We start from the raw sequence: 26711 nt of genomic DNA on the forward strand, positions 1-26711 counted from the left end.
GATCAGAGACCCGGCGTGTCGGGCTGCTGGCTGTCCACGACGCGCACCTGCACCGGCTGTTCGACATGCGTTGCGGCGGTCACCAGACCCCAGATCCATGCGCCCAGCATCATCGGGCCGCCGATGATGATGCCGATCAGCGTCAACGCAAAGAACAGGCCGACAAAATAGATGATCAGCTGTGCGATGCCCGCGCCGGTCCTGCCGATGATCAGGCTGCCAACGCCGGGAACGAAGAAATTCAGAATGATTGCTGCGGCCTTCATCGGTGATCCCCCCTCGTGGATGGACCCGCAGCCTAGGCAGCTTTGACCGCGTGGGCAATCGCGCCGCAATCACCGTGCGTTATAGCGCAGCCGGCCGATGAAGCGCGACATGCTGAAGCGATGGTCACTGCGCCCGGCCAGCTTCGCCTTGGCCTTTTCGAATTGCATGATGTTGTCGATCCGGCGGGCGAGGAAGGCGCGGCTGTCGACCTGACCTTCGCTTTCGTCGTTCAGGAACACCGCAATCGTCGCGGCATAGATGCCGGCAAGCATGGCGCGCTTGGTATAGTGATTATAGTCCGTCGCGGTGTCCCCGGCGAGCCGCCACATCGCATCGGCCGACCGCCAGCCAAGCCGTGTCGCCCGCACTGCATTTTGCGGCATGGCAAGGATCGCGACCGCGCGGCGGAGCGCCTCCCGGTCCGGGGCCAGGATGTCGAGCCGGGTTTCGACCAGCGCCGCGATGCGCGCCCGGATCTTCATCTCGGCAAGCGTCTCGGGCGGGAGGCGGCGCGCCATCTCGCGATCGATATATGCGAACCACAGGTCGATCATCGCAACCGCGCCGTCGGGAATCGCGAGCCGCGCGACATCGCGATCCGCGCCAATGGCGTCCGCTGCCGCCGCAACCGCTGCCGCGCTCCACCCGTCAAAGGCGGCATTGGGGGCAAGGTGCGGCGCCAGTGCGTCGCGCAGCTCGTCCAGCGTCATGTCGGCGACTTCGGTCATGTTCCCGATTTAATCCCTGTTCCCGTCGACGCAACCTGTCCCGGAGGGCTTTTGCCGCGCCGGACAAGGACCAGCGCAACCGCGACCAGCGCCGCCCCGATAAAGTCGGGAACGCCCAGCCGCTCGTCGTAAACGATCCAGCCGACCGTCCCGGCGACAACCGGTTGCGTGAGCAGCGCGATCCCGACCACGAGCGGCGAAAGATGGCCGAGCGCGTAGATCATCAGCCCCTGCCCGATGACCTGGCTGGCGAGCGCGAGGCCAAGCAGCACGGTCCAATTGTCTGGCCAGATCCGCTCCCCCAGCGCCCAGGCGAAGATCAGGAGCGGAAGGGTGCCGAACAGACTGGACCAGGCGAGCGCGGGCAACGGCGCCATCCCCTTTCGCGCGCGGGCCATCAGGATGAAATAGACGGTGTAGAGCGCGCCCGCGAGCAGACACAGCAGGTCCCCGAACAGGTTCTGCGGCGACAATTCATAGGAGCGCCCGAGCAGCAGTCCCGCACCGATCGCGGCAAGCGCCAGCGCCAGCCCCTGTTGCCGCGTCGGCCAGGCGCGCGCGACGAGGAAGCCCCAGATCGGGTACATCAGCGTCGCCGAATTGCCGAACAGCGTCGAGTTGGCGAGCGTCGTGTGCAGGATGCCGACATGCCACGAGGCAAGGTCCGCGGCAAAGGCGACGCCGGCCAGGATCAGCACGCCCCACAGTCCGCGCGTACCGTCGAGCGCTCGGCTCCGCCCGACCAGCAGGATCGCGAACAGCATCGGCACCCCCAGCGCCAGCCGCCAGAATCCCGCCGCGACCGGCCCGACATCGGCGGCGCGCACGAACCAGGGGCCAAAGGCGAGCGCGATGTTGCCGAGCAGCAGCGCGGCAAAGGGCAACGCAGCGCTGCTTGTTACGGATGCAACTTTTCTTGGCGGGGTGGAGTCGTGCATGATGCCCTTAGCGCCCTAACTCTTGTGCAACGCAAATGATTTGGAGACCCGTTGATGTCCGACCTGTTCGATCCGATCCGCCTTGGCGCCATCGATGCGCCCAACCGCGTGCTGATGGCCCCGCTGACCCGCGGGCGCGCGGATCGTGCCGCGGTGCCGACGGCGATCATGGCGGACTATTATGCGCAGCGTGCGTCGGCCGGGCTGATCATCTCCGAAGCGACCGGCATCAGCCGTCAGGGTCTTGGCTGGCCCTTTGCGCCGGGGCTGTGGAGCGATGAGCAGGTCGCAGGGTGGCAGCCGGTCACTGCCGCCGTCCATGCCGCCGGTGGCCGGATCGTCGCGCAGCTCTGGCACATGGGACGCCAGGTCCATAGCTCGGTCACCGGCGAACAGCCGGTTTCGGCATCGGCCACGCAGACCAAGGGTCATATCCATACCTATGAGGGGCGCCAGCCGTCCGAACCCGCCCGTGCCCTCGACCTTGCCGAATTGCCCGGCATCATCGATTCCTATGCCCGCGCGGCCGAGAACGCGATGAAGGCAGGGTTCGACGGCGTCCAGATTCACGCGGCCAATGGCTATCTGATCGACCAGTTCCTGCGCGATGGCGCGAATCACCGCACCGACGCCTATGGCGGCAGCGTCGACAACCGCATCCGCCTGCTCAGCGAAGTGACCGAACGGGTGGTGTCGGCGATCGGTGCGGACCGTACCGGCGTTCGCCTGTCGCCCAATGGCGACAGCCAGGGGGTCGATGACAGCAACCCCGAAGCGCTGTTCGTCCCCGCCGCTGCCCGCCTGTCGGAGCTTGGCATCGCGTTTCTCGAACTGCGCGAGCCGGGGCCCGACGGCACGTTCGGGCGCACCGATGTGCCCAAGCTGAGCCCGGCGATCCGCACCGCCTTTGCCGGGCCGCTGGTTGTCAATTCCGACTATGTGACGCGCGAGCAGGCGCAGGCGGTCCTCGATGCCGGCACCGCCGATGCGGTGAGCTTCGGTCGTACCTTCATCGCCAATCCCGACCTGCCCGCCCGCCTGCGCAGCGGCGCCCCGCTGGCCGAGGGGAATATGGCGACGTGGTACAGCCAGGGGCCGGAGGGCTATAGCGACTATCCGGCGCTGGAAGATCAGCCGGCCTGAATCGCGTCGATCCGCGCGGTGGTCCAGCGACGGACCGCCGCGCGAAGACCGGGGTGCAATGCCAGCACGAACGGGACCGCGATCAGCCAGGGAAAGAACATGAAGGCGATCGTGAAGACGACGAATGCCCCGATAACGCCGCTGCCGACCGCATTGCTGACCTTTTCGCTGAAGCGGTCGTCCATCACGATCCGGCGTGGCGCCTTGAGATCGTAGAGCGGCGAAGTGATGAGGATCCGCGCGCCGCTGCGGTCATCGATCCCGCGCGGTTCCGCTTCGGCAACGGGGCGTTCGGCAAGCTCCGGCCCCGGCGCAGGCGCCGGATCGTCGCGCCGCACCGGCGCGACCGGCCCCGGTGCGCTGGTGGGCTTGCCCGTCAGCGTGTCGACCACCACCAGCCGCCGGTCACGCTCGACCACCTTGTAGCGGCTGGGCGGAACATCGGTCATCGCGACGCACGTCCCGCGCGCCATTGATCGGCGCTTTGTCCCCAGGCATCGACCCGCACATCGGCATAAGGCGCGGGAAGCGTGACCGGGCGCAGGTTGGTCGAGCCGAGTCGCTGGGCAAGCCGGATCGACCGGGTGTTTTCGGGCGCGATGGTGTGGATGACCTCGCTCCAGCCGAGCACCTCGACGGCGTAATCCATCGCCGCGACCGCGCCTTCATACGCATAGCCGCGCCCGGCAAACTCGCCCGCCACGCCCCAGCCGACTTCGGTGCCGGGCCAGCCATCGGGCATCCATGGCCCCAGGCGCCCGACCCATTTGCCGGTCGCGCGCTCGATCACGCTGAACATCGCGAAGCCGTTGATCTCCCATGCGCCGGCCATGGTGCAGAGCTGGCGCCAGGCGACGCTGCGCTCGACCGGGCCGCCGAGATGCTCGGTCGCGACCGGATCGGCGGAAAAAGCCGCCCAACCATCCAGATCCTCCGCCGCCGGACGGCGCAGGATCAGCCGTTCGGTGAAGAGGATCGGGTGGGTCACAGCCGTTGCTTGAGCGCCAGCATGGCCATGGCTGCTTCGGCCGCGCCACCGCCCTTATTCAACTGCGCCGGATCGGCGCGGCGGATCGCCTGGGCCTCATCCTCGGTGGTCAGGATGCCGTTGCCGATCGGAATCCCGTCCATGGTCAGCGCCATGATGCCGCGCGCGCTCTCGTTCGAGACGATCTCGAAATGATAGGTTTCGCCGCGGATCACCACGCCGAGCGCGACATAGGCGTCATAGCGCGCGGTTTCCTCGGCCAGCACGATCGCGCCGGGCACTTCGAGCGCGCCCGGGACGGTGACCGTCTCATGCGAATGTTCCGCCGCCTCGATCGCGGCGCGGGCGCCGGCAAGGAGCATGTCGTTCAAATGGTCGTAGAACCGCGCTTCGACGATCAGGATGTTCGCCATCATGCGGCTCCCAGGTCGATGGCGCGCTCGCCGACGATGCGTAGCCCATAGCCGTCGAGGCCGACCAGTGTGTGATGGGTATTGGTGAGCAGCACCATTTCCTCGACCCCCAGTTCGTTGAGGATCATCGCGCCAACGCCGTAATCGCGCAACTCCTCCATTTCGACTTCGGTGCGCTTCCCCGCCTTGCGCTCGACCGCCATGGTGAAGGCGTCGGCGCGCGGCTTGTTGATGACCACGACTACGCCGGCGCCTTCCTCGCCGATGATCTCCATCGAGCGCTGAAGCAGGACGCCGCGATCCCCCGCTTCGCCGAACACATCGGCAAAGGGAGAGAGTGCGTGCATGCGGACCAGGGTCGGCTTGTCGGGGGTCACGCGGCCCTTGACCAGGGCGATTTGCTCTGTGCCCGTCGCCTTGTTCCAGAAGGCAATGGTCCGCCAGTCGCCGCCCCAGCGGCTGGTAAACACCGATTCGGCACGGCGCTCGACCAGATGGTCGTGGCGGCGGCGATAGGCGATCAGGTCGCGGATCGTACCGATTTTGAGATTGTGCAGCTGGGCGAAGGCGACGAGGTCGTCCATCCGCGCCATCGTGCCGTCGTCCTTCATGATCTCGCAGATCACGCCAGACGGGCTCAGGCCGGCAAGGCGCGACACGTCGACCGCCGCCTCGGTATGGCCGGCGCGGACCAGCACCCCGCCCTCGCGCGCCACCAGCGGAAAGACATGGCCCGGCGACACGATGTCGGCCGCACCCTTGGTCGCGTCGGTTGCAACCGCGATGGTGCGCGCGCGATCGGCGGCCGAGATGCCGGTGGTGACGCCTTCCTTGGCCTCGATCGACACGGTGAAGGCGGTGCCCATGCTGGTGCCGTTGCGGCGCGACATCGGCTCGAGCCCGAGCTGGTCGGCGCGCGCCTGGGTGATCGCGAGGCAGATCAGCCCGCGGCCATATTTGGCCATGAAATTGACCGCGTCGGGGGTCGCCATCTGGCCGGGGATGACCAGATCGCCTTCATTTTCGCGATCCTCGTCATCGACCAGGATGAACATGCGCCCGTTGCGCGCTTCGTCGATGATCTCTTCGGGCGACGACAGAAACGCGTGGGGCAGGCGGGAGAGTTCAGCGTTGGCCACGGACGGCCTCCATTCTTTGCAGGTAACGCGCGAGCACGTCGATTTCGAGATTGACCGCCTGCCCCTGAACGACGGTGCCCAATGTGGTCACGGCCTGGGTATGCGGGATGAGGTTGATTGCGAACCGGGCGGTGCCGTCGGGCTGATCGGTCACGTCGTTCACGGTCAGCGAGACGCCGTCGATGGTGATCGATCCCTTGGCGGCGATGAACGGCGCGAGCGAAGCCGGTGCCGCGATCGCGATTGCCAGCGAGTCGCCGTCACGGCGCAGATCGGCAATCGTGCCGACCCCGTCGACATGCCCGGTGACGATATGTCCGCCCAGTTCGTCGCCCACCTTCAGCGCGCGTTCGAGGTTGAGCCGGCGACCCGTCTGCCACTGCTCGGTGGCGGTGCGCGACACGGTTTCGTGCGAGACGTCGACCGTGAACCAGCCCGGCACACCCGGCGCGGATTTGTCGATCACGGTCAGGCACACGCCCGAGCAGGCGATCGATGCGCCAAGCGCAACCTCTGCCATGGCGTAGCTGGTGCTGATCCGCACGCGCAGATCGCCGCGCTGTTCGATCGAATCGATCGTGCCGACGTCGGTGATGATTCCGGTAAACATGCTGGGTCGGACCTTATGCTTTGACGCGCTCGTAAACCTCGAGCCGGTCGCTGCCAAGCATGCGCGCGTCCGCTATGACCCATCGGCCATGTGCCGGGGCGAGGCTGGCCAGGCCGAGATCGGCGAGGCCCGGTTTTCCGCCGAGCAGGATCGGCGCGCGATAGAGCAGCAAACGGTCGACCAGGTCGGCACGCAGGAAGGCGGCGGCGGTCTGCGCGCCGCCCTCGACGAGCAGATGGTCGACGCCGGCGAGCGTCGCAATCGCGGCGGGGTCGGCGATGCGCGTCCAGCCCGGCGCATCGCGCTGTGACAGCAGCACCCGCCGGGGTGCGCGGTCGCCCAGTCCCGGCAAGCGCACGTCAAGGCGTGGCGAATCGGTGTCGAGCGTCCCGCGCCCGACCAGGATCGCCTCGTGCCGGGCGCGCTCGAGATGGGCGTGCGCGCGGGCCTGCGTGCCGGTGATCCAGCGGCTTTCGCCCGATGCCAGCGCGATGCACCCGTCGAGCGAGGTGGCGAGCTTCAGCGTCACATGCGGACGACCGAGCGCGCGGCGGGTCAGGAACCCGGCCATGCTGCGTGCTGCGGCGGATGCGCCGATGCCATGCGTGACCGCGATCCCGGCAGCTTCGAGCCGGGCGATGCCGCGGCCATCGGTGCGCGGGTCGGGGTCGCGCAGCGCGATCACCGCCCGCGCAATCCCGGCGGCAATCAGCGCATCGGCACAGGCCGGGCCACGCGGCGACTCATGCGCACAGGGTTCGAGCGTGACATAGGCGGTCGCCCCGCGCGCGGACGGTCCGGCCGCGTCCAACGCCATTGCCTCGGCATGCGGGCGCCCGCCGGGCTGGGTCCAGCCACGCCCGACCACCTGCCCGTCGCGGACGATCACGCAACCGACATTGGGATTGGGTGCCGTGCGTCCGCGACCGCGCGCCGCAAGCGCCAGCGCCGCGCCCATCCATGCGGCGTCACTCAAATCCCGTATTCTTTCAGCTTGTCGTCGATCTTCTTGTATTCCTGACGCTTCTTCTCGGCCTTCGCCTTCTCCTCGGCGATCCGCTTCTGGCGGATCGGCTCGTCGATCTTCTGCTTGGCAATGATCTCTTCAAGCGTCCGGTCCGCGCGCCAGTTCTCGAAATAGATGATTTCGCGCTTGTACGGCTTCTCCACATAGGAGTCCTTGTAAAAGCCGAACAGGATCAGGCCCGTCACCAGTGCGGCGGCGAGCAGGAACCACCATTGATACCGATGGCGGATGCGCAGCACGCTGCGCAAATCGGCCAGTGCGCCGACCGTCGAAACGGGGCGATCGGGTTTGAACCACCTCATGGCCGCCAAGATAGGGCTTGAACGGCCATGGGGCCAGTCCCCGCTAGTCCACCAGACGGAAACTCAGCGTCATCGTCATCCAGTCTTCATACGGCACGCCGTCGCGGGTCGCCGGCTTGAACCGCCATTTGGTCAGTGCGTGGCGGCGCGTCGCTTCGGCAAGGCCGCGGCTGGGGCTGCGCAGGATCTCGATCGCCTTGACCCGTCCGTCGACCCCGACCAGCACCCGTGCGGTCAACCGCCCTTCGGTCTGGGCACGGATTTCCGACTGGGGATAGGGCGGCTGCAACGCATCGGCATAGCGCGGGTCGACCGTCGCGCCGACGATCACCGGCGGAGCGGGCGGGGCGATCGGCGCGCCGCCGGACAGCGGGCCGGGGTCGGCGACCACCGGTCCTGCCGGAGGGCTGGGGTCGGGCGTCGTGCCGATCGGCGTCCCGCTGCCGGGGACGATGACGTTGGGCGCCGGCTGATGCGGGCGCGGCTGGGTGAGCGGGACGGCGGTGCGCTTGTCGCGCTCCTGCACCACCGGCTCGGGCGTGGGCTGATCGAGCGGAATATGCGTGGTGTTGAGCACGGGATCGACAAACACGATCGGGGCCAGCGTCGGCCCGACCAGCGTCGCGCCGAAGGCGATGGCGCCCAGGATGATCAGGGATGCCCCGGCGCTGGCCGGGCGGTGGGCAGATGGCTGATAGCGTGTCGTGTGCATCACAGGCTCTCCATGCTTCCGGTCTGTGCCGGTTCAATGGATGTTATACCATCACAATGCTTTTGCAAATTCCTTACCTGGCGGGTCCGTGCAGACACCGGCGGGGGCGAACGAGGGTGCGGGTTTCCGGGCTCAGGCCGAAAGGCGGGCGATCGCCTGGTCGCGCCCGATCAGCGGCAGCAGCGCGGCCATGTCCGGTCCCGAGTCCCGGCCGGTCAGCGCGCGGCGCAGCGGGTGAAACAATGCGCGCCCCTTGCGCCCGCTCGTTTCCTTGAGCGCAGCAGTCAGCGCATGCCAGGGGTCCGCGCCCCAGTCGATCGTCGCTGCCATGGCGGCGGCCGCGGCGAGGAACGGGCGGTCGTCCGGGTCGGCGGGGGCATCGATCGGACCGGCGATCACCTGCCACCACTCCGCCGCACCGGCCACGGTTTCGAGATTTGGCCGGATCGCGTCCCACGCCGCCGCATCCATGTTCGCGGGAAGTCGATCCCGAACCGCTGCAAAGGGAAGCTGGTGAACGATCCGCGCATTCAGCTGCGCCAGTTCGCCCTCGTCGAACCGGGCGGGCGCGCGCCCGAACCGGGCAAAGTCGAACCGTTCGATCAGCGGCGCCCGGTCCGCCAGCGGCTCGACCGCGTCGCTGGTGCCGAGTCGCGCCAGCAGCGCCACGATCGCTTGCGGCTCGATGCCGGCGTCGCGGAACTGCGCGGCGCCGAGCGACCCCAGCCGCTTCGAGAGCTTCCCTTCGCTTCCGGTGAGCAGCGCGGCATGGGCAAATGCCGGCGGCGTCGCGCCCAGCGCGCTGAACATCTGAACCTGCGCCGCGGTGTTCGACACATGGTCCTCGCCCCGCACGACATGGCTGATGCCCATGTCGATATCGTCGATTACCGACGGCAGCAGATACAACCACGACCCGTCGGCACGCCGCACGACCGGGTCGCTCATCGTTACCGGATCGAAGCGCTGGGGCCCGCGGATCAGGTCGGTCCACACGATCGGCGCGTCATGATCGAGCCGGAACCGCCAGTGCGGGCGGGTGCCGGCTGCCTCGAGCGCGGCGCGATCGGCATCGCTGAGGGCGAGTGCGGCGCGATCGTAAATGGGCGGCAGGCCCCGGCCGAGCTGGATCTTGCGCTTGAGCTCAAGCTCCTGCTGACTTTCATAGGCCGGATAGACGCGCCCTGCGGCCACCAGTTCGGCGAACCGCTGCTCGTACAGCGCGAATCGCTCCGACTGGCGCGCCTCGCCATCCGGGTTCAGCCCCAGCCATGCCAGGTCGGCGCGAATCGCGGTGACATAGGACTCGTCGGACCGTTCGGCGTCGGTATCGTCGATGCGCAGCAGAAAGCGTCCGCCCATGCGCTGCGCCCACATCCAGTTGTGCAGCGCGGTGCGGATATTGCCGACGTGCAGATGGCCGGTCGGGCTGGGGGCGAAACGGGTAACGACGGGAGCATTGGTCATGCCCGCGCGCTAGCCGATTTGCCATCGCGATGGAAACCATGCGCGCGGCACTCCCTTTACGTGCCGCCCGCTTCCGCCTATCGGGGCGCCGTCGGGCGCTTAGCTCAGTTGGTAGAGCATCTCGTTTACACCGAGAGGGTCGGCGGTTCGAGCCCGTCAGCGCCCACCATGACCGGCAGCCAGGATGACCAGGATCGACCGTTCCCATTCGGCGCGGAACGGTGATAGGGTCGCGGCATGAGATACGCTCTGCTGCTCGCTGCCGCCACGCTTGGCCTTTCCTTGTCTGCCGCTGCGACCCAGCCCGATGGTGTCGCCGAATCCGGCGATACCCGCCGTCGCGATGCGGCCGAAGCGGTCTTCGCGCAGGTCCGCAGCGATCCGCTCGCGCCGACCATCGCGCCGCGCGGCCATGACGTGACGATCGTCGTGTTTTCCGACTATCAATGCGGCTATTGCCGCCGCTTCAACCCCACGCTGGACGCGCTGATGGCGGAGGATCGCAAGCTGCGCGTGGTCTATCGCGACTGGCCGATCCTGGGCGGCGGGTCCGGACCCGCCGCGCGCGCCGCGATCGCTGCAAGCTTCCAGGGGCGGCACCTGCCCTTCCATCGCGCGCTGCTGGCGCAGCCGGGGCGGATCGATGCGGCCAAGATCCGCGCTGCGGCCGATGCTGCCGGCGTCGACTGGAAGCGGCTCGAGCGCGATCAGCTACGACGCAAGGCGGATATCGATGCGCTGCTCGCGCGGACCAACGGCCATGCCCGCACGCTCGGCCTGTCGGGCACGCCCGGCCTGCTGGTCGGATCGCAGATCATTCCCGGCATGGTCGACCTGCCGACCCTGCGGCGCGCCGTCGCCCGGGCGCGCGCGCCACGCTAGGCTTTGCCGACGGCGAGATGCGCGGCCGCTAGCGCGGGTCGCGCTCGCGCTCGAGCAACTCCTCGCGCACCCGGATCGCGCGGACCGACAGGCGGACTTCGAACAGGAACGCGACGAGCCCGGCGGTAAGCAGCAGCATCGACATCACGAACGCCGCCGCGACGATGACGCCGATGTCGAGATGGACGATTTCCGCCCCGAACAGCAACGCGACGACCAGGCAGATCGCGATGCCGCTGGCCACGCACAGCCAGATCGATGTGTTGATGATCGCGAGCCGTCGGTCGATCAGGCGCAGCTCCCACACATGCCGTTCATGCTCCGCACCGGTCGAAACCGGGTGCAGCTGCTCCAGTTTGCGGGCGCGATCCACCACGCGCGCCATGCGTCCGACCAGTACGTTGAGAATCCCGGCAATGCCGGCGAGCAGGAACACGGGCGCGATCGAAATCTGGATCGTCGCGGCAACGGTGGAGATCATGGGGGCCTGCATGTGGGCGCCTTTGGTTGGGTTCAGACAAGCTGAACCCGTTCGGTACCGGCCCGCTCACCCACCCGGCCACCCAACGACAGCGTATTCTGTGGGTGGCCGGGTGGGGGAGCGGGCCGGTGCCGTTGCCGAGCACAGCGAAGCAAACACTAGGAGCGCAACGCGCGAGCGCAAGCAACACTTCCACCCATTCGTAACGACTTGGCGATAGACCCGCGCCCATGACGAAGCCGATGCCGCTCGCCGACTTCACGCGCCTGCCGCCGTTGCTGAACGCCAGCATCGGCGACGGGCTGGCGAGCGCGATCGATACCGTCGCCGTCGCCGCCGCGCCGACGCACCGCTTCCTGCGCTATGGCTGGTTCGCTGCCGCGCTGCACGCCTATGGTGGTGCCGCGCGCACGCTCATCGTGGCGCGCGAAGGTGTCCCGGTCCTCGCGCTGCCACTGGTCGCGACCGGACCCGCGCCGCTACGGGCGGCACAGGTGCCCGGATGCTACTGGCCGTTCCGTTCATTCCCCGTCGCGCAGGATGTCGGGGCCGAGATATTCGAGGTCGCGCTCGACCTGCTCGCGCGCCACACCAATGCGCTGCGCATCGGCCCGGTCTATGACGGTGACCCCGCGCTCGACGGATTGCGCGCCGCGGCCGCGACGCGCGGCTGGATCGCGCTCGACCGCTTCGTCGCCGAAAGCTTCCTGCTCGACATGGCGGCGTTGCAGGCTGAGGGCACCTGGCCGCGCAACTCGACGCTGCGCAAGAACCGCTTCCATGAAAAGCATCTCGCCGAGCATGGCGAACCCGACTGGAGCTTTGTCAGTGGCGCGGACTGGACCGGCGAGGCGTTCGACGCGCTGGCAGAGATCGAACGCAAGAGCTGGATTGCCGACCGCACTGACGGCCGCGATGCCAAGTTCACCGATACCGGCCATGGCGCCTTCTGGCGCGCCGCAGCGCAGGATCCGGTGATTGCCGACATGCTCTGGGCAGCAGTGCTGCGGATCGATGGTGCACCCGCCGCCTTCTCGTTCGACCTCAACGCCGGGTCGCTCAAATACGCCATCGCCAACAGCTATGATCCGGCCGTCGCCAAGCATTCGCCGGGGAAGCTGCTTTACTACCGCAATCTCGTCCGCGCGCTTGCGGACGGTATCACGACCGTCGACTGGGGCGCGGGCGACAGCGGGTACAAGCGCGTGATCGGCGCAGAGGCCGGTCCCGCGATCCGCGACTGGCTGTTTGTTCGGCCAGGTGCGCCCGGCCTTGCGGCACGGCTGCTGCGCGGGCGCTGGCGGGCAAGCGGGAATGTCGCCCCTTCAAACTCCCCTCGCTGAAAGGGAGGGGCAGGGGGTGGGTTTAGCAGCAAGCGAGGCTCGATGCCTTGATTGCTGCTGTTTTGTCGGGCGGTCGGATTGAGTCCTTTAAGCGCGCAGACGCGCGCACCCACCCCCAACCCCTCCCTTTCAGGGAGGGGAAATCAGGGCGCCATCTCCTCCGCGCGCGCCTCGGCCAGATACAGGCCGAACAGCCCGGCATCGTCGGTCCATGCCCGCGTCACCGTCCATCCGCCCGCCGCCAGCAGCAGACGTGCATCGCGGTCGCCATATTTGTGGCTGTTCTCGGTATGGATCGTCTCGCCCGCGGCCATCGCAAAGCCGCGCCCGTCCACCTCGAACGCCACCGCGCGCGTCGCTTCCAGATGCATCTCGATCCGCGCACGCGCGTCATTCCACCGCGCGACATGGGCAAAGGCATCGACGGGGATGGTCCCGTTCAGCTCGGCATTGATCCGTTCCAGCAGGTTCAGGTTGAACGCCGCCGTGACCCCCGCCGCATCGTCATAGGCCGGTACGAGCACTGCCGGGTCCTTGATCCGGTCGATCCCGATCAGCAGTGACGACCCCTCGCCCAGCGACGTCCGCATCGCGCGCAACAGGTCCACCGCGGCGACTGGCGCCATGTTGCCGATCGTCGATCCGGGGAAGAACCCCAGCCGCGCGAGGCCGCCAATCCCGGCAGGCAGCTTGAGCGGTTTGAGGAAATCGCCCTCCACCGGTTCCACCGCCATGACCGGAAACTGCGCGGCGATCTCCCGCGCCGAATCGCGCAGAAAGTCGCCCGAGATATCGATCGGCACATAAGCGGCCGGACGCACCGCGCGCAGCAACACCGGTGTCTTCACCGACGATCCCGATCCGAACTCGACCACCGCGCCGCCAGTGCCGGTTTCCCGCGCCACCTCCGGGCAAACGCGCTCGAGCAGCGCCGTTTCGGTTCGCGTCGGATAATATTCGGGCAGCCGCGTGATATCCTCGAACAGCTCCGACCCGCGGCGGTCATAGAACCAGCGCGCGGGGATCGCCCGGGGACGCGCGGCGAGGCCGTTCAGTACATCGGCGCGAAACGCCGGGTCGGCCAGACTTGCCTGGCCGTCTTCGATTTCCTGCTTCAGCATCGCTTGGGCTCCTCGATGCGGTGGGGGGGGTGTCAGATGTCTTTCGCCAGCCGCACGCCGGTGAACTGCCAGCGCTGGTGCGGATAAAAGAAATTGCGGTAACTCGCCCGCGCATGGCCGCGCGGCGTCGCGCAGCTGCCGCCGCGCAGGACGAACTGCCCGCTCATGAACTTGCCATTATATTCGCCGACCGCACCCTCGGCGGCGGCAAAGCCGGGATAGGGGCGGTAGGCGCTGCCGGTCCATTCCCATACGTCGCCGAAGAAGGCGGGGCCTGCAGCGGCCGGGCGCGGTTCGACCGGCCCGGCGCGGTCGAGCTGATTGCCGCCGGCCGGGTCATGCCCGCTCACCGCAACCTCCCACTCCGCCTCAGTCGGCAATCGTGCGCCGGCCCAGCTGGCATAGGCGTCGGCCTCGAAGAAACTCACATGCGTCACCGGAGCGGCGGGATCGATCGGCCGCCGCCCATCCAGCCCGAACCGCGTCCAGCCGCCGTTGCGTTGCTCCCAATAGAGCGGCGCGTCGATCCCCTGCGCCTGCACCCAGGCCCAGCCATCGGACAGCCAGTGGCGCGGGTCGCGATAGCCGCCATCGGCGATGAACGCCGCCCACTCGCCATTGGTCACGGTACGGTTGGCAATCGCATGCGGGTGCAGCAGCACGCGATGACGCGGCCCCTCGCAGTCGAACGAAAAGCCATCGCCGCGCGCACCGATCTCGGCCACGCCCTCGGCGCCTTCGATCCAGACGATCGGCCCGGGCATCGCCACCGGCACCTTGGGATCGCCCGGCCAGACTGCCGGCTCGATCGGGTTGCACGAAAACAGGTGTAGAATGTCGGTCAGCAGCAATTCCTGATGCTGTTCCTCATGGTGACAGCCGAGCTCAACCAGCGCCGCAGCCGCCTCGGGCAGGTCGGGCAGCGCGGCGACCAAAGCCGCATCGACTGCCGCGCGGTAATCCAGGACTTCGGCCAGCGACGGCCGCGTCACCATGCCCCGCCGCGACCGCGCATGGCGCTGCCCCTCGGCCTCGTAATAGCTGTTGAACAGGAACGGGAAGCGGTCGTCGTGCAGCTGGTAGCCGCGCACGAAATCGCGCAGGACGAATGTCTCGAAAAACCAGGTCGTGTGCGCGAGATGCCATTTGGCAGGCGAGGCATCGTCCATCGACTGAACGCTCGCATCCGCGTCGGACAGCGCCGCGACCAGATCGGCGGATAGCGCTCGAACCGCGCGAAACCGCGCTTCAAGCGTTGTGCAGCACGCGGCGGGACTCGCCTTCGTTCGCATTTCGTTCTCCTAGCCCGAAGCGCGACGAGGATCAAATCCTCAATTCAGCGATGCGCCCCCGGTTTCCACAGAACGTCGCCACCCGCATTTTGGTTCATTTCGCGCGCAAGGACGAACAACAGGTCGGACAGGCGGTTGAGATAGATCACCGCCTGGGGGTTGATCGGCATGATGCTGGCCGCCGCCGTTGCGCTGCGCTCGGCCCGGCGCACGATCGCGCGCGCCAGATGGATCGCCGCTGCCGCGGCCGATCCGCCCGGCAGGATGAAGCTGGTCAACGGCGGCAAAGCGCCATTGGCCGCATCGATCGCTGCCTCCAGCCGCGCGACCTGCCCCGCGACGATGCGCAGCGTCATCTCGCCCGGCGTGAAATCGTCACCAGGGGTGGCAAGGTCTGCGCCCAGATCGAACAGGTCGTTCTGCACCGTTTCCAGCAGCGGCGCGGGATGCCCCGCCCCGATCGCGGCAATCGCCACGCCGATGGCGCTGTTCGCCTCATCGACATCGCCCATCGCCGCCAGCCGCGCGTCATGCTTGGCTACGCGCGACCCGTCGACCAGCCCCGTGGTGCCGTCGTCACCGGTCCGCGTGTAGATCTTGTTGAGTTTTACCATCGGCGCGGCTCGCGCCCTATTTTCCGCTCGCCAGCAACAGCAGCAGCGCGACGATCGCGATCGCGATGCCCTGGAAGAAGATGCGCTGCTGCATCGCCTTGTTCGATTTCAGCGCCGACTGGCTCGGGCCATCACCCGATTTCAGCTCGGCTTCGGTCGTGCGCAGGAACGCGACGATGCCCTTGATGAGCGCGAAGACGGTGGCCAGCATCGCGGCGACGAGCAAAAGGACGAGGAACAGCTGCATGGTCCATATCTAGTCCGTATCGCGCCCGGATAGAACCCCTGTACTTGGGTGCAGTGCGCAGCGGTTCAGACCGGTACGTCACCCCGGCGCAAGGCATCGGCCAGTGCGCGTCCATCCGCCCCGCCTTCGCGCAATGCCGCCAGCGTCGGCGCGCCGTGCCGCTTCGCCAGCCGCTCCCCGTCCGGTCCGGTCAGCAGCCGGTGATGGTGATAGCGCGGGACCGGCAGGCCGAGGAGTTCCTGCAGCAACCGATGCACATGCGTCGCGGCCAGCAGATCCTCGCCGCGCACCACATCGCTCACCCCCTGCGCCGCATCGTCGATGGTGACGGCCAGATGGTACGACGCCGGCGCATCCTTGCGCGCTAGCACGACATCGCCATGCGCCGCCGGATCGGCGGAAATAGTGCCGAAACGGCTATCCTCGAACTCCAACCCATCCGTCACCCCCGCGAACGCTGGGGCCCATCTCCCGGACTGTCCACCCTCGGCACCGGCGCGGTCAGACGCAATCGCACGAGATGGGCCCCCGCTTTCGCGGGGGTGACGGTCTAGTGATTGGATCGCTCCCCCCACATCCAACCGCCAGCAATGCGGTCGCGACAGATCCGGCGCGACCAGCCCGCGGCACGTCCCCGGATAGACCAGCTCCTCGGGTCCATGCGGCGCACTCGCACTCGCCGCAATATCGGCACGGGTACAGAAACACGGGTAGATCAGCCCCCGCTTGCGCAGATCGTTCAGCGCCGCCTGATAGGCATCCAGCCGCGAAGACTGGAACAGCACATCGCCATCCCAGTCCAGCCCCAGCCAGCGCAGGTCCGCCAGAATCGTCTCGACATGCTCCGCCCGGCTGCGCGTCCCGTCGATATCCTCGATCCGCAGCAGGAACGCGCCACCGCGCGCCCGCGCGAAATCATGCGCACCGATCGCCGAAAAGGCATGGCCCATGTGCAGCCGGCCGGTCGGGCTCGGCGCGAAGCGGGTAGTGACGGACGAAATTACGGGTTTCTCCGTTTGTTGGCGGGCATCACTTTCATGTAGAGCGGCGGCATGTGGCTCGCCATCCTCTTGTCGGCACTCGCGATGACGATGATCGTCGGGGTGCGCTATCTGATCGTTTCCGGTGCCTTTGCCTGGGCCACGCGTGTGCGGCACCCCGGCCTTTATGCCGGGCTCGACCGCCAGATGCGGCGCGAATTGCTGTGGAGCCTCGCCAGCGCCGCCATCTATGGCATCCCTGCCGGGGTGGTCGCCTGGGGGTGGCAGAATCTGGGCTGGACGCGGATCTACGCCGATGTTTCGGCCTATCCGCTCTGGTATCTGCCGCTGTCGGTGTTCCTCTATCTGTTCGCGCACGATACCTGGTTCTACTGGACGCATCGCTGGATGCATCAGCCACGCTGGTTCCGCATCGCGCATGCCGTGCATCACGAGAGCCGCCCGCCGACCGCCTGGGCGGCGATGAGCTTTCACCCGATCGAGGCGCTGACCGGCGCGGTGGTCATCCCCGCACTGGTCTTCGCAATTCCAATTCATGTCGGCGCATTGGCCTTGGTGCTTGGAATCATGACCCTTATGGGTGTAACCAATCACATGGGGTGGGAGGTGTTCCCGCGGATGATGTGGCGGGGGCCATTGGGAGCATGGCTGATCACCGCGAGCCATCATCAGCGGCACCATGAGCAATATGGGTGCAACTATGGTCTCTATTTCCGTTTCTGGGACCGGCTGTGCGGCACCGACCGGGGGATTGGCGATTTCCAGAAAGCACATGCGCGCGCTGCTGCCCGCGGCGTTGCTGTTTCTTCCGGCGGCCTCGCCGGTCGAGACGCTCGACCTTGAGATTACGGGCCTGCGCAACGCCAAGGGCGTGCTGCAGATCTGTCTGACCGCGCGGCCGGACAGCTTCCCCGATTGCAAGGACGACCCGCGCGCCATTTCGCGGACCATCTCGGCCGCGCATCCGGCGGTCCGGTTCGAAGGGCTGGCCACCGCGACCTATGCCGTCGCGGTGATCCACGACGCGAACAGCAACAAGAAGCTCGACACGATGATGGGCATTCCCAAGGAAGGTTTCGGCTTCAGCCGCAACCCGACGATCACCTTCGGCCCGCCCAAGTTCAAGGCGGCGTGCTTCCCGCTCGACGGCGCGAAGCAGCAGGTGAAGATGCGCTACATGCTCTGATCGGGCCGCCGGCAACCACGCATTCGCGTCGCAGACGCATCCATTTCCGCACTGCAGCGTTGCGCCCCTGAAACAGGTTCAGGGAATCATCCTCATGCGTATCCGCGTTCTTTCCGCCTTCCTCGCTGCCAGCCTTGGCACCCCCGCACTGGCGCAGGATGGCCCGCCGTCCCCCGAACAGGCCGAAGCCGCGCAAGAGGCGCGCGCGCGCCTGAGCATCGCGGTGGGTGGCGTCTGGCTGCCCGATTATGAGGGGTCGGACGATCAGCGCTGGATCCCCGCACCCGCCGCCAACGGCACCGTCGCGGGGATGAGCTTCACCGTGCTCGGCAACCGCGCCAGCCTCGACCTCATCCCCGAAGTTGCGGGCAAGGACTGGAACCTCCAGCTCGGCCCGGTTGCGGTCGTCAACCTCAACCGCACCAACCGCGACGCCATCGCCGACCGGCGCGTCCGCGCGTTGGGCGAGATCGATACCGCGGTCGAGGTGGGCGGCTATGCCGGAATCGCCAAGACCGGGATCATCCACGATTTCGACACGCTGGCGATCAGCCTGAGCTACCGCCATGACGTGACGCGGATCCACCGCAGCGGCGTGTGGACGCCGACGGTCAACTACACCACTCCGCTCAGCACCAAGGCGCTGGTGACGCTGTTCGCCAGTTCGGAAATCATCGGCGACCGCTACGCCCGCACCTATTTCGGGGTCACCCCGGCAGGCAGTGTCGCCAGCGGGCTGCCGGCCTTCCGCCCCGAAGGCGGGCAGAAGGACATCAGCTTTGGCGGCATGTTCACCCATGCCATCACCGGCAACCTGACCAAGGGGCTCGCGCTGGTCGCGGGCGGATCGTACAAGAAACTGGTTGGCGACGTGGCCGACAGCCCGCTGGTTACGATCGCCGGTACGCGGCACCAGTGGACCGCAGGCGCAGGGCTGGCGCTGACCTTCTGAGACGCTGCTGAAGCCGGCGCGCCGCGGTACCCGCGGCGCGTCGCCGCGCGATCAGTCTGAAAATGGTGCTGCCGGTGAGGATTGAACTCACGACCTCAGCCTTACCAAGGATGCGCTCTACCACTGAGCTACGGCAGCACTCGGCGCGGGCGGCAGGTCCGTTCCGCGCTGGGAGGCGGCCCTTTCGCGCGGGAGCGCCCCATTGTCAAGGCGCGGTGGCCCGGTTTATCGCGCGAACATGACCGACGCCGACAAAAAGGCCCGCCTCGCCGCCGCGCTTCGCGAAAATCTGCGCAAGCGCAAGGCGCAGGCGCGGGCAGCGGCGGAGCAGGAAACGCCGCCGCCGCGCGACTCTGATTGAGACGCCACCGGCCTGCAGCCGCTGCCGTCACGCACAACGCCCCCTAGCGCGCCGCAATCGGCCGGCATTTGGCGTCGAGCCACGCCCGCTCGTCGGGCGACAGCTGCGGGCCGAGAATCTCCAGTACGCGCGCGTGATAGGCGTCGAGCCAGCGGCGCTCGTCCTCGGTCAGCAGGCTCGGCTCGATCAGGCTGCGTTCGATCGGGGCAAAGGTCAGCGTCTCGAACCCCAGCATCGGCGATTCGGCACCGGGAATGTCCTTTTCGACCACCAGCACCAGATTCTCGATGCGGATGCCGAACTCGCCCGCCTTGTAATAGCCCGGCTCGTTCGACAGGAACATGCCCGCGCGCAGCGGCTCGGCCGGGCCACCGCCAGGATAGTTGGGCGCGGCAATGCGCTGCGGCCCTTCATGCACCGACAGATAGGCGCCGACGCCATGGCCCGTGCCATGGCCATAGTCGCAGCCGACTTCCCACAGCGGGCGGCGCGCGAACGCGTCGATCTGGCCACCGGTCGTTCCCGCCGGAAACACCGCCGTCGCAATCGCGATATGGCCCTTGAGCACGCGGGTGAAGCGGTCGCGCATCTCCTGCGTCGGCTCGCCCACCGGGATCACGCGCGTCACATCGGTGGTGCCGTCCTCATATTGCCCGCCCGAGTCGACGAGATAGAGGTGGCCCTGCTCGATTGGCAGACTCGACTCCTCGGTCACTTTGTAATGCGGGATCGCGCCATTCGGGCCAGTTCCGGAAATCGTGTCGAAGCTGAGGTCGCGCAGCACCCCGGTTTCCTCGCGGAACGCCTGCAGCCGCGCGGCGGCGGACCATTCGGTCACCCCACCCTTGGGCATTTCCGCCTCGGCCCATTTCAGGAACCGGGCGAGCGCAGCGCCGTCGCGCGCCTGGGCCGCCTTGTGCCCGGAGATCTCGACGTCGTTCTTGATCGCCTTGGCCAGCACCACCGGATCGCGCGTCGCGAGGATCGTCGCGCCGCCAGCGTCGAGCGCGTCGAAGATCGCCGCGACCGATCCGGCCGGATCGGCGGCCACGCGCTTGCCCGCGAATTGCTGCAACGCCGGGGCAAAGGCGGCGCGGTCATGCACCCGCACCGCATTGCCCAGATGCTGGGCGACATCTTCGCCCACCTTGTCCCGGGCGACGAACAGATCGGCGGTGCCGTCGGCGTTGACGATGGCATAGGCGAGCGCGACCGGCGTGTGGCTGACATCCGCCCCGCGCACGTTGAACGTCCAGGCGATCGAATCGAGCGCGGACAGGACCACGGCATCCGCCTTGCGCTCGGCCAGCCAGTCGGCGATCTCGGCGCGCTTGCTCGCACTGGTCCGCCCGGCGGCATCATCGCGCTGCACGATCAGTTTGGCGTCCGACGGTGCAGGCTGGTCGTCCCACACCGCGTCGATCGGATTGCGGCTGACCGCCACCAGTTCGGCGCCACGCTCGGCCAGCGCCTTCTTCGCCTCCTCGACCCAGCCGCGCGTGTGCAGCCACGGGTCATATCCGATCCGCCCGCCCTGCGGCGCATGGTCGCGCAGCCAGTCGGCGATGCTCACCTGCGGCACCGGCACATAGTCCCAGTGCGCGCCATCGACCTGCTGGCGCACCTGGATCGTGTAGCGTCCATCGGTGAAGATCGCGGCTGCCTCGGGCAGCACCACCGCGCTCCCCGCGCTCCCCTGAAACCCGGTCAGCCAGGCGAGCCGCTGCGCATAGGCGCCGACATATTCGCTCATATGCTCGTCGGTCAGCGGCACGACGAACCCGTCGAGCTGATCGCGGTTGAGCTGCTCGCGCAGGGCCTGAAGGCGGGCGGCATAGGTCGACATGGCAACGGTCCTCGAATGCAATTGGGCAGCGACTCCGTCCGATATGGGGAGCAGATCGCGCGCCGTTAAGCGGCTCTGGTGGCCCAAGCGACGCGGGTTGAAAAGGGGGCCAATCAATCCTCCCCCGCCAGGGGGAGGTGGCGCCGAAGGCGTCGGAGGGGGAGGACGGCTGCGTCCTTGACCTTCTTGCCCCCAACCCTTTCGCCGGCGTGCTTCTCACCCTCCGTCACGCTACGCGTGCCACCTCCCCCTGGCGGGGGAGGATGGTCGGACGCGGTCAGGTTAACGCCCCCGCGCCCTGTCCCATGGCGATACGCGCCCAAATCGGGGGGTGGTCAGGCGCACCCCAATGCACGATCTGGCGTTGATGCCGTGGAGGAGATTGATGCGCGCAGGCGGATGGATGGTGCGGACGGGGATTGTGGTGACGCTTGGCGCCGGCGCAATGGCTGGCGCTGCACTGATCCCGGCGCCTGAACCCGCCCGCAGCGCAGCCCCGGTCACGGCGGCTCCTGCATCCGTGCCCAAGCCGGTTGTCGCACCTGCTCCCGCTCCAGTCGCAGCGGCCGCGTTTCCGCCCGCCGCGCCGGCGCTGGAGGCAATGACGGTCAAGCGCATCCTCGACATCCCCGGCCCGATCAGTTTCGGCACCTATTACTGGAACACCGATGGTGTCCCGGCCGGGGGTCCGCTGGTCATCACGGTGGATCTCGAGGCGCAAACCATGTCGGTGTTCCGCGACGGTTACGAAATCGGTGCGACTGCGATCCTCTACGGCATGGACGAAAAGCCGACCCCGCTCGGCGTGCACACGATCAAGCAGAAAAAGGTCCACCACATCTCGAACCTCTATGGCGCGCCGATGCCGTACATGATGCGCCTCACCTGGGACGGCGTCGCCATCCACGGGTCCGAGGTCGAGGAGGGACGCGCGACGCATGGCTGCATCGGCGTGCCCACCGAATTCGCCAAGCTGGTCTTCGCGCAGGCCAAGCTGGGCGACAAGGTGATCATCACGCGCGGCAAGCGGCTCGGGCTGGGCGGCGTCGTCACGCCGGAGTGACGCCTTTTATCCTCCCCCGCCAGGGGGAGGTGGCGCCGAAGGCGACGGAGGGGGAGGACGGCTGCGTCCTCTCGACCGGCGTGCCTCCTCCCCCTCCGTCACGCTTGCGCGTGCCACCTCCCCCTGGCGGGGGAGGATAGTGGCATCGGTCGCCCTACTCCGCGATTCGAACCGCCTCCCCGACCTTTGCCGCCGCGATCTGTGCCGGGGTGAACGGGAACCGCACCCACTGTTTGGCCGAATACATCCGCGTCTGATCGGCATACCAGGGCGATTGCGGGTCGGGCGACTGGGAATAGGACAGGATCGTGTCCGCCACCGGCCCGGCGTCATCAAACCCGACCACCTGGACATAGCTCGACCCGTGGCGCGGGGTCACCCCGCCTGTTGCCGGCTCCATCATCTGCACGTTGAGCACGCCCAGCGCGCCATCGCCGCCATGAATCGGGATGCGATCCGTGATCCGCTGCGCAAAGGCGACATCGCCCCAGCGCGCATCGAGCGCGATCCCCGCCTTGGTCACATCCTCCGCCGCCGCCTTGAGCGCCGCGACCAGCTTGTCGCCGGTCTCGCCACTGGTGACCAGATCGCGCGGGGTGTGGATCGGGTCCTTGGCGTCAAACGGCACCGCCCAGATGCCGGGCTGGCGCGCGACCTTCATCCAGAACCGGTCGAACAGCCACGCCCCCCGGCTGTCGAGCTCGAACCGCCCGTCCCATTTCGCCAGCGCCGCACAGGCATCCGCCACCTCAGCCTTGCCCGCACACAGCGCCAGCAGCGGCTTCAGCGCCAGTTCGCCCGCATGACTCTTGTTGGCAAAGGTCATCGCCTTGGCGCGTGCGTGGTCGACCTTGCCGCCCGCGATCAGCGCGCGGGTTTCGATGAACCCCGACCGGGTGCGCAAGGAAACCGGCTTCTCCGCCTCGCCCAATATCGGCGACAGCACCGGGTGCGGATGGGCCGCATTGCTCAGCCAATAGCTGTCATTCATGTTCGCGACGTAATCGCGCCGCGCCTGCACCGCCTGGTCGCTGGCGGGCATCAGCCCCGGCACCGGCGTACCCGCCACCGCATCCCATGCGCACGCCGACTTCGACCCGTCGAGCAGGATCGCGGTACGCGCCACCACCGGCGACAGCGGCGTCGCGCACGCCTTGGCCTTCTCCGCCGACACGTTCGGCACCGCGGTCACATCGGCGTGCAGCGCATCGCCATGGCGATCCGCGACGATCGTGTTGACCCATGGAATGCCCAGCGTCTCGCTCACCGCCGCGCGCACCTCGCCGACGCTCTTCGCCGTCGCGATCCGCACCCAGGTGCCGATCCCGCGCTGATTCCCGGCATTGGCGTCGCGCAGCGTGAAGGCGGTCGCCTTGCTCCAGTTCGCCATCGCCTGCGGGATCACGATCACCGGACCGAAGCGCGTCGAATAGAGCGTCCGAGTCACGGGCGCCGCGCCATCGGGCATCGGCACGGTGACGGTCTTCGCGACCATCTTCTCGCTCTTGCCATCGACCAGATAGGCGGTCGGATCATTGGGATCGAGCATCAGCTGATACAGCGTGAAATGCCGCGCCGCCGTCACCGTATGCGTCCAGGCAATGTCGCGGTTGAAGCCAAGGGTAGGGAAGGGCGACCCCGCAATCCCGACACCCGCCGTGTCCATCTTGCCCGGAATCGTCACGTGCATCTGCCAGAAACGGCTCGGCCCGTGCCACGGGAAATGCGGGTTGCCGATCACCATCCCCTTGCCATTGGCGGTGACATCGCCGCCGAACGCCCAGCCATTGCTGGCCACTTCGAACGTTGCGGGATCGGGCAGCGTCATGCTGACCTTCGCCGCCGGTTCGGCGCCCGGTGGTACCGCATTGGCAATCGCCGGCGCAAAGTTGAGCGAACTGGCGAGCAGCATCTGCTTCTCGTTGAGCCGCAGCATGTCGTCTGCCGTGATCGGCCGCACCCACGCCTTGCCGCGGCATTCGGCGGGTACCTTGTCCGGCCCCAGATCCTTGAGATAGCGATTATAGCCCGCGACCCAGCCGGCGGTCAGCGCCAGCGCCGCCGCCCCCTGCGCCTTCGCCCCACGCCGTAACGCAGGCAGGTCGATCGCGGAGCGGAAGAAGATGTCGGACGACAGATTGTCGACGCTCTGGAAGCCCAGGGTCGCGCTGCCCTTCGCTCCGAAATGCAGCGCGCGCTCGCCCGCGACCGTCGCGAACTCCTCGGCGATCATGCAGAGGTTATCCTGCGCGTAGGCATAGCCCACGCCATAGCCCGCCCCGCGCCAGTCCTGTGCCACGATGTGCGGCACACCATGCGTCGTCCGCGTGATCGTCGCGGAATAGCGGTATTTGGCCTCCGCCGCCCCGCCCCACAGCAGCGCGGCGCCCGCAGCCGCCACCAGCATCGCCTTGCCCATCCGATCCTCCCGTTTTCGCAACCCTAGCGCAGCTTCCGTCCACGGCAACCGTTTGCGCCGCCCCGCCGCTGCGCTAGACGGGCGCGATGAGCCAGACCAATCCCCCCGTCGCCGCCACCCGTTCCTTCAGCTATGAGCGCCACGGCGTCACCATCGAAGATCCGTGGCACTGGCTGCGCGACCCGGGCTATCCCGAGGTCAAGGACACGGAGATCCTGTCCTATCTCGAGGCCGAAAACAGCTATTTCGAGTCCGTGATGGAGCCATTGAAGCCGCTCGCCGAAACGCTGTTTCAGGAGATGCGCGGGCGGATCAAGGAAGACGACGCCACGGTGCCGCAAAAGGACGGCGCGTACCTTTACTGGACCGATCACGAGACCGGCGGCGAATATCGCCGCTGGTGGCGCAGGCCCGTTGCAGGCGGCGACGCCGAACTCATCCTCGACGAACCCAGGCTCGCCGAGGGCAAGGAATATTTCGTGCTCGGCGGCTTCTCGGTCAGCCCCGACGACCGCTATCTCGCCTACGCCTTCGACGACAACGGCTCCGAACGGTTCGAGGTGCGGGTCAAGGACCTGACCACCGGCGACCTCCTCCCCGACATGATCCCCGGCGTCCTGTCCGACCTCGTCTGGACCTCGGATTCAAAGGGCTTCCTCTACGGCGTCGCCAACGACCAATGGCGCACCGACAATGCCCGCTGGCACAAGCTCGGCGATCCGGTCGAGGCGGACGTCGAACTCTATCACGAGGATGACGAAGGCTATCGCGTCGGCGTCGGCGAGACCCAGTCGCGCAAGTGGCTTGTCATCTCGACTGGCGACCATGTCACCAGCGAAATCCGCCTCCTCCCCGCGGACAATCCCCTCGCCGACCCGATCCTCGTCGCTCCGCGCCAGACCGGGCGGGAGTACGATGTCGAGGAGCATGACGGCACGCTCTTCATCCACACCAACGACACCCACACCAACTGGCGCCTTGTCACCGCCAGCCTTGATGCGCCGGGTGAGTGGCACGAGCGGATCGCGCCGTCGGAAACCTTTTACATGACCGGCGTCACCACCTTCGCCGACTATTTCGTGGTCGAGGGGCGCGAACAGGGCCTCGATCAGATCGAGATCCATCAGTACGAAGGCGGTCCCGGCAAGCGCATCGCTTTCCCGGAGGCAAGCTATGTCGCCAGCCTCGGCGACAATCCCGAATATGCGATGGGCAAGCTGCGCATCGGGTACGAGTCCATGGTCACGCCCGGCACCGTCTATGACTATGACGTCGCCACCGGCACGCTGGAAACGCTCAAGGTCCAGATCATCCCCTCGGGCTATGACGCGTCGAAATATGCGACCGAGCGGCTGCACATCGCCGCGCGCGACGGCACCGACATCCCGTGCTCGATCGTTTATCCCAAGGACTTCCCGCGCGACGGCACCGGGAAAGTCTATCTCTACGCCTATGGCGCGTACGGCTATGCCATCCCGCCGGGCTTCTCGACCGCGCGCATGTCGTTCCTCGACCGCGGCGTGGCCTTCGCCATCGCGCATATCCGCGGCGGCGATGACCTCGGCCAGCAATGGTATCTCGACGGCAAGCTGGAAAAGCGCACCAACACGTTCAACGATTTCGTCGACGTGGCCAAGGGGCTGATCGATCGCAGCTACACCCACAAGGGCGGCATCGCGATTGCCGGTCGCAGCGCCGGCGGCGAGCTGATGGGCGCGGTGATCAACTCCGATCCCGATCTGTGGGCGGTGGTCGTCGCCGACGTTCCGTTCGTCGATGTGCTCAACACGATGCTCGACGACAGCCTGCCGCTGACCCCGGGCGAATGGCCCGAATGGGGGAACCCGATCACCGACAAGGCGGCGTTCGACCTGATCCGCAGCTATTCGCCCTACGATAACGTCAAGCCACAGGCCTATCCGCCGCTGTTCATCTCGGGCGGCCTCAACGACCCCCGCGTCACGTACTGGGAACCCGCCAAATGGGCGGCCAAGCTGCGCGCGACCAAGGCCGACTCCAACGTGCTCGTCCTCAAGACCAATATGGGTGCCGGCCATGGCGGCAAATCGGGCCGCTGGGAAAGCCTGCGCGAAGCGGCAGACGAAAACGCGTTCATCCTGTGGCAGCTCGGGCTTGCAAATGCCTGAGTGACGGGCGATCGGGCGGGCG

Annotated in this window: 29 protein-coding genes and 2 tRNA genes; 10 read left to right on the plus strand and 21 right to left on the minus strand. The window is 67.4% G+C overall.

Annotation, left to right across the window (positions count from 1 at the left end; genetic code table 11):
• Positions 1-2: 2 nt before the first annotated feature.
• The 3 genes from J2Y54_RS10560 to J2Y54_RS10570 form a co-directional block, all read right to left on the minus strand.
• Positions 3-266, minus strand: coding sequence for a hypothetical protein (locus J2Y54_RS10560; protein WP_310039425.1), 264 nt, complete (start codon positions 264-266; stop codon positions 3-5).
• Between the two features lie 69 nt (positions 267-335).
• Positions 336-995, minus strand: coding sequence for a COQ9 family protein (locus tag J2Y54_RS10565; RefSeq protein ID WP_310039427.1), 660 nt, complete (start codon positions 993-995; stop codon positions 336-338).
• Positions 992-1933: a DMT family transporter gene (locus J2Y54_RS10570; protein WP_310039429.1), complete on the minus strand. Its 942-nt coding sequence runs from the start codon at positions 1931-1933 to the stop codon at positions 992-994. The genes J2Y54_RS10565 and J2Y54_RS10570 overlap by 4 nt, the downstream gene beginning before the upstream one ends.
• Before the next feature lie 54 nt (positions 1934-1987).
• On the opposite strand from J2Y54_RS10570, the gene J2Y54_RS10575 reads away from it, so the two are divergent.
• Positions 1988-3076 carry an alkene reductase gene (locus J2Y54_RS10575; protein ID WP_310039430.1) on the plus strand — a complete coding sequence of 363 codons (1089 nt, stop codon included), beginning with the start codon at positions 1988-1990 and terminating at the stop codon, positions 3074-3076.
• On the opposite strand, the gene J2Y54_RS10580 is transcribed toward J2Y54_RS10575, so the two are convergent.
• From J2Y54_RS10580 to gltX, 9 genes are all read right to left on the minus strand, one after another.
• Positions 3064-3525 carry a hypothetical protein gene (locus J2Y54_RS10580; RefSeq protein ID WP_310039432.1) on the minus strand — a complete coding sequence of 154 codons (462 nt, stop codon included), beginning with the start codon at positions 3523-3525 and terminating at the stop codon, positions 3064-3066. The genes J2Y54_RS10575 and J2Y54_RS10580 overlap by 13 nt on opposite strands.
• Positions 3522-4064 (minus strand): GNAT family N-acetyltransferase, encoded by a 543-nt coding sequence (locus J2Y54_RS10585; protein ID WP_310039433.1) that lies wholly within the window; start codon positions 4062-4064, stop codon positions 3522-3524. Before J2Y54_RS10585 ends, J2Y54_RS10580 begins: the two co-directional genes overlap by 4 nt.
• Positions 4061-4477: a 6,7-dimethyl-8-ribityllumazine synthase gene (gene ribH / locus J2Y54_RS10590; protein WP_310039434.1), complete on the minus strand. Its 417-nt coding sequence runs from the start codon at positions 4475-4477 to the stop codon at positions 4061-4063. Before ribH ends, J2Y54_RS10585 begins: the two co-directional genes overlap by 4 nt.
• Positions 4477-5616: a 3,4-dihydroxy-2-butanone-4-phosphate synthase gene (gene ribB / locus J2Y54_RS10595; RefSeq protein ID WP_310039435.1), complete on the minus strand. Its 1140-nt coding sequence runs from the start codon at positions 5614-5616 to the stop codon at positions 4477-4479. Before ribB ends, ribH begins: the two co-directional genes overlap by 1 nt.
• Positions 5603-6226, minus strand: a complete 624-nt coding sequence (locus J2Y54_RS10600) for a riboflavin synthase (RefSeq protein WP_310039436.1) — start codon at positions 6224-6226, stop codon at positions 5603-5605. Before J2Y54_RS10600 ends, ribB begins: the two co-directional genes overlap by 14 nt.
• A 13-nt stretch (positions 6227-6239) precedes the next feature.
• Positions 6240-7184 (minus strand): bifunctional diaminohydroxyphosphoribosylaminopyrimidine deaminase/5-amino-6-(5-phosphoribosylamino)uracil reductase RibD, encoded by a 945-nt coding sequence (gene ribD / locus J2Y54_RS10605; RefSeq protein WP_310041284.1) that lies wholly within the window; start codon positions 7182-7184, stop codon positions 6240-6242.
• A 14-nt stretch (positions 7185-7198) separates the two neighbouring features.
• Complete coding sequence (locus tag J2Y54_RS10610; protein WP_310039439.1) at positions 7199-7555, minus strand: hypothetical protein; 357 nt, start codon at positions 7553-7555, stop codon at positions 7199-7201.
• A gap of 43 nt (positions 7556-7598) precedes the next feature.
• Positions 7599-8267 (minus strand): TonB family protein, encoded by a 669-nt coding sequence (locus J2Y54_RS10615; protein ID WP_310039441.1) that lies wholly within the window; start codon positions 8265-8267, stop codon positions 7599-7601.
• A gap of 132 nt (positions 8268-8399) precedes the next feature.
• Complete coding sequence (gene gltX, locus J2Y54_RS10620) at positions 8400-9734, minus strand: glutamate--tRNA ligase (protein WP_310039443.1); 1335 nt, start codon at positions 9732-9734, stop codon at positions 8400-8402.
• 93 nt (positions 9735-9827) lie between these two features.
• On the opposite strand from gltX, the gene J2Y54_RS10625 reads away from it, so the two are divergent.
• Positions 9828-9903: transfer RNA gene (locus J2Y54_RS10625), tRNA-Val, on the plus strand.
• A gap of 68 nt (positions 9904-9971) precedes the next feature.
• Positions 9972-10616, plus strand: coding sequence for a DsbA family protein (locus J2Y54_RS10630; protein ID WP_310039446.1), 645 nt, complete (start codon positions 9972-9974; stop codon positions 10614-10616).
• A gap of 28 nt (positions 10617-10644) precedes the next feature.
• On the opposite strand, the gene J2Y54_RS10635 is transcribed toward J2Y54_RS10630, so the two are convergent.
• Positions 10645-11109: a DUF2721 domain-containing protein gene (locus J2Y54_RS10635; RefSeq protein ID WP_310039449.1), complete on the minus strand. Its 465-nt coding sequence runs from the start codon at positions 11107-11109 to the stop codon at positions 10645-10647.
• Between the two features lie 218 nt (positions 11110-11327).
• On the opposite strand from J2Y54_RS10635, the gene J2Y54_RS10640 reads away from it, so the two are divergent.
• Positions 11328-12440, plus strand: coding sequence for a GNAT family N-acetyltransferase (locus tag J2Y54_RS10640; RefSeq protein WP_310039452.1), 1113 nt, complete (start codon positions 11328-11330; stop codon positions 12438-12440).
• Positions 12441-12583: 143 nt separating this feature from the next.
• Here the strand turns inward: J2Y54_RS10640 and egtD are convergent, their stop codons facing one another.
• The 5 genes from egtD to gluQRS all read right to left on the minus strand — a co-directional run bounded on the left by egtD (position 12584) and on the right by gluQRS (position 16664).
• Positions 12584-13561, minus strand: a complete 978-nt coding sequence (gene egtD, locus J2Y54_RS10645) for an L-histidine N(alpha)-methyltransferase (protein WP_310039454.1) — start codon at positions 13559-13561, stop codon at positions 12584-12586.
• 32 nt (positions 13562-13593) lie between these two features.
• Positions 13594-14853: an ergothioneine biosynthesis protein EgtB gene (egtB, locus tag J2Y54_RS10650; RefSeq protein ID WP_310039456.1), complete on the minus strand. Its 1260-nt coding sequence runs from the start codon at positions 14851-14853 to the stop codon at positions 13594-13596.
• Between the two features lie 44 nt (positions 14854-14897).
• Entirely contained in the window at positions 14898-15467 is a 570-nt protein-coding gene (locus J2Y54_RS10655) for a cob(I)yrinic acid a,c-diamide adenosyltransferase (RefSeq protein WP_310039458.1), read from the minus strand.
• Positions 15468-15483: 16 nt separating this feature from the next.
• Positions 15484-15714 (minus strand): twin transmembrane helix small protein, encoded by a 231-nt coding sequence (locus J2Y54_RS10660; protein WP_310039460.1) that lies wholly within the window; start codon positions 15712-15714, stop codon positions 15484-15486.
• A 65-nt stretch (positions 15715-15779) separates the two neighbouring features.
• Positions 15780-16664 (minus strand): tRNA glutamyl-Q(34) synthetase GluQRS, encoded by an 885-nt coding sequence (gene gluQRS, locus J2Y54_RS10665; protein WP_405052909.1) that lies wholly within the window; start codon positions 16662-16664, stop codon positions 15780-15782.
• A 102-nt stretch (positions 16665-16766) separates the two neighbouring features.
• Between gluQRS and J2Y54_RS10670 the strand changes: the two genes are divergently transcribed.
• The 3 genes from J2Y54_RS10670 to J2Y54_RS10680 all read left to right on the plus strand — a co-directional run bounded on the left by J2Y54_RS10670 (position 16767) and on the right by J2Y54_RS10680 (position 18853).
• Positions 16767-17558 carry a sterol desaturase family protein gene (locus tag J2Y54_RS10670; RefSeq protein ID WP_310039463.1) on the plus strand — a complete coding sequence of 264 codons (792 nt, stop codon included), beginning with the start codon at positions 16767-16769 and terminating at the stop codon, positions 17556-17558.
• On the plus strand, positions 17512-17901 hold the full coding sequence (locus tag J2Y54_RS10675) for a DUF2141 domain-containing protein (protein ID WP_310039464.1): 390 nt from the start codon (positions 17512-17514) through the stop codon (positions 17899-17901). Before J2Y54_RS10670 ends, J2Y54_RS10675 begins: the two co-directional genes overlap by 47 nt.
• Before the next feature lie 94 nt (positions 17902-17995).
• Positions 17996-18853, plus strand: a complete 858-nt coding sequence (locus tag J2Y54_RS10680) for a MipA/OmpV family protein (RefSeq protein WP_310039465.1) — start codon at positions 17996-17998, stop codon at positions 18851-18853.
• Between the two features lie 63 nt (positions 18854-18916).
• Here the strand turns inward: J2Y54_RS10680 and J2Y54_RS10685 are convergent.
• Positions 18917-18991: transfer RNA gene (locus J2Y54_RS10685), tRNA-Thr, on the minus strand.
• Between the two features lie 100 nt (positions 18992-19091).
• Between J2Y54_RS10685 and J2Y54_RS10690 the strand changes: the two genes are divergently transcribed.
• Complete coding sequence (locus tag J2Y54_RS10690) at positions 19092-19214, plus strand: hypothetical protein (protein WP_310039466.1); 123 nt, start codon at positions 19092-19094, stop codon at positions 19212-19214.
• 43 nt (positions 19215-19257) lie between these two features.
• Here the strand turns inward: J2Y54_RS10690 and J2Y54_RS10695 are convergent, their stop codons facing one another.
• Positions 19258-21060, minus strand: a complete 1803-nt coding sequence (locus J2Y54_RS10695) for an aminopeptidase P family protein (RefSeq protein WP_310039469.1) — start codon at positions 21058-21060, stop codon at positions 19258-19260.
• A gap of 385 nt (positions 21061-21445) precedes the next feature.
• Between J2Y54_RS10695 and J2Y54_RS10700 the strand changes: the two genes are divergently transcribed.
• Positions 21446-22123, plus strand: coding sequence for a L,D-transpeptidase family protein (locus tag J2Y54_RS10700; protein WP_310039470.1), 678 nt, complete (start codon positions 21446-21448; stop codon positions 22121-22123).
• Positions 22124-22277: 154 nt separating this feature from the next.
• Here J2Y54_RS10700 and J2Y54_RS10705 read toward each other — a convergent pair whose 3' ends face one another.
• A complete protein-coding gene (locus tag J2Y54_RS10705; RefSeq protein WP_310039471.1) occupies positions 22278-24542 on the minus strand; it encodes a penicillin acylase family protein in 2265 nt (754 codons plus the stop codon).
• Positions 24543-24628: 86 nt separating this feature from the next.
• Here J2Y54_RS10705 and J2Y54_RS10710 point away from each other — a divergent pair, with 86 nt between their 5' ends.
• Complete coding sequence (locus J2Y54_RS10710; RefSeq protein WP_310039472.1) at positions 24629-26689, plus strand: S9 family peptidase; 2061 nt, start codon at positions 24629-24631, stop codon at positions 26687-26689.
• Positions 26690-26711: the final 22 nt, after the last annotated feature.

The sequence above is a fragment of the Sphingomonas sp. BE123 genome (genome assembly GCF_031456015.1).
Lineage (GTDB): Bacteria > Pseudomonadota > Alphaproteobacteria > Sphingomonadales > Sphingomonadaceae > Sphingomonas.

What these genes read in the sequence shown, in the direction of transcription:
- J2Y54_RS10560 (WP_310039425.1), bottom strand. Translation starts at nt 266, where the DNA reads ATGAAGGCCGCAGCAATCATTCTGAATTTCTTCGTTCCCGGCGTTGGC.
- J2Y54_RS10565 (WP_310039427.1), bottom strand. Translation starts at nt 995, where the DNA reads ATGACCGAAGTCGCCGACATGACGCTGGACGAGCTGCGCGACGCACTG.
- J2Y54_RS10570 (WP_310039429.1), bottom strand. Translation starts at nt 1,933, where the DNA reads ATGCACGACTCCACCCCGCCAAGAAAAGTTGCATCCGTAACAAGCAGC.
- J2Y54_RS10575 (WP_310039430.1), top strand. Translation starts at nt 1,988, where the DNA reads ATGTCCGACCTGTTCGATCCGATCCGCCTTGGCGCCATCGATGCGCCC.
- J2Y54_RS10580 (WP_310039432.1), bottom strand. Translation starts at nt 3,525, where the DNA reads ATGACCGATGTTCCGCCCAGCCGCTACAAGGTGGTCGAGCGTGACCGG.
- ribH (WP_310039434.1), bottom strand. Translation starts at nt 4,477, where the DNA reads ATGGCGAACATCCTGATCGTCGAAGCGCGGTTCTACGACCATTTGAAC.
- J2Y54_RS10600 (WP_310039436.1), bottom strand. Translation starts at nt 6,226, where the DNA reads ATGTTTACCGGAATCATCACCGACGTCGGCACGATCGATTCGATCGAA.
- ribD (WP_310041284.1), bottom strand. Translation starts at nt 7,184, where the DNA reads ATGGGCGCGGCGCTGGCGCTTGCGGCGCGCGGTCGCGGACGCACGGCA.
- J2Y54_RS10610 (WP_310039439.1), bottom strand. Translation starts at nt 7,555, where the DNA reads ATGAGGTGGTTCAAACCCGATCGCCCCGTTTCGACGGTCGGCGCACTG.
- J2Y54_RS10615 (WP_310039441.1), bottom strand. Translation starts at nt 8,267, where the DNA reads ATGCACACGACACGCTATCAGCCATCTGCCCACCGCCCGGCCAGCGCC.
- gltX (WP_310039443.1), bottom strand. Translation starts at nt 9,734, where the DNA reads ATGACCAATGCTCCCGTCGTTACCCGTTTCGCCCCCAGCCCGACCGGC.
- J2Y54_RS10630 (WP_310039446.1), top strand. Translation starts at nt 9,972, where the DNA reads ATGAGATACGCTCTGCTGCTCGCTGCCGCCACGCTTGGCCTTTCCTTG.
- J2Y54_RS10635 (WP_310039449.1), bottom strand. Translation starts at nt 11,109, where the DNA reads ATGCAGGCCCCCATGATCTCCACCGTTGCCGCGACGATCCAGATTTCG.
- J2Y54_RS10640 (WP_310039452.1), top strand. Translation starts at nt 11,328, where the DNA reads ATGACGAAGCCGATGCCGCTCGCCGACTTCACGCGCCTGCCGCCGTTG.
- egtD (WP_310039454.1), bottom strand. Translation starts at nt 13,561, where the DNA reads ATGCTGAAGCAGGAAATCGAAGACGGCCAGGCAAGTCTGGCCGACCCG.
- egtB (WP_310039456.1), bottom strand. Translation starts at nt 14,853, where the DNA reads ATGCGAACGAAGGCGAGTCCCGCCGCGTGCTGCACAACGCTTGAAGCG.
- J2Y54_RS10655 (WP_310039458.1), bottom strand. Translation starts at nt 15,467, where the DNA reads ATGGTAAAACTCAACAAGATCTACACGCGGACCGGTGACGACGGCACC.
- J2Y54_RS10660 (WP_310039460.1), bottom strand. Translation starts at nt 15,714, where the DNA reads ATGCAGCTGTTCCTCGTCCTTTTGCTCGTCGCCGCGATGCTGGCCACC.
- gluQRS (WP_405052909.1), bottom strand. Translation starts at nt 16,664, where the DNA reads ATGGGCCATGCCTTTTCGGCGATCGGTGCGCATGATTTCGCGCGGGCG.
- J2Y54_RS10670 (WP_310039463.1), top strand. Translation starts at nt 16,767, where the DNA reads ATGTGGCTCGCCATCCTCTTGTCGGCACTCGCGATGACGATGATCGTC.
- J2Y54_RS10680 (WP_310039465.1), top strand. Translation starts at nt 17,996, where the DNA reads ATGCGTATCCGCGTTCTTTCCGCCTTCCTCGCTGCCAGCCTTGGCACC.
- J2Y54_RS10690 (WP_310039466.1), top strand. Translation starts at nt 19,092, where the DNA reads ATGACCGACGCCGACAAAAAGGCCCGCCTCGCCGCCGCGCTTCGCGAA.
- J2Y54_RS10695 (WP_310039469.1), bottom strand. Translation starts at nt 21,060, where the DNA reads ATGTCGACCTATGCCGCCCGCCTTCAGGCCCTGCGCGAGCAGCTCAAC.
- J2Y54_RS10700 (WP_310039470.1), top strand. Translation starts at nt 21,446, where the DNA reads ATGCGCGCAGGCGGATGGATGGTGCGGACGGGGATTGTGGTGACGCTT.
- J2Y54_RS10705 (WP_310039471.1), bottom strand. Translation starts at nt 24,542, where the DNA reads ATGGGCAAGGCGATGCTGGTGGCGGCTGCGGGCGCCGCGCTGCTGTGG.
- J2Y54_RS10710 (WP_310039472.1), top strand. Translation starts at nt 24,629, where the DNA reads ATGAGCCAGACCAATCCCCCCGTCGCCGCCACCCGTTCCTTCAGCTAT.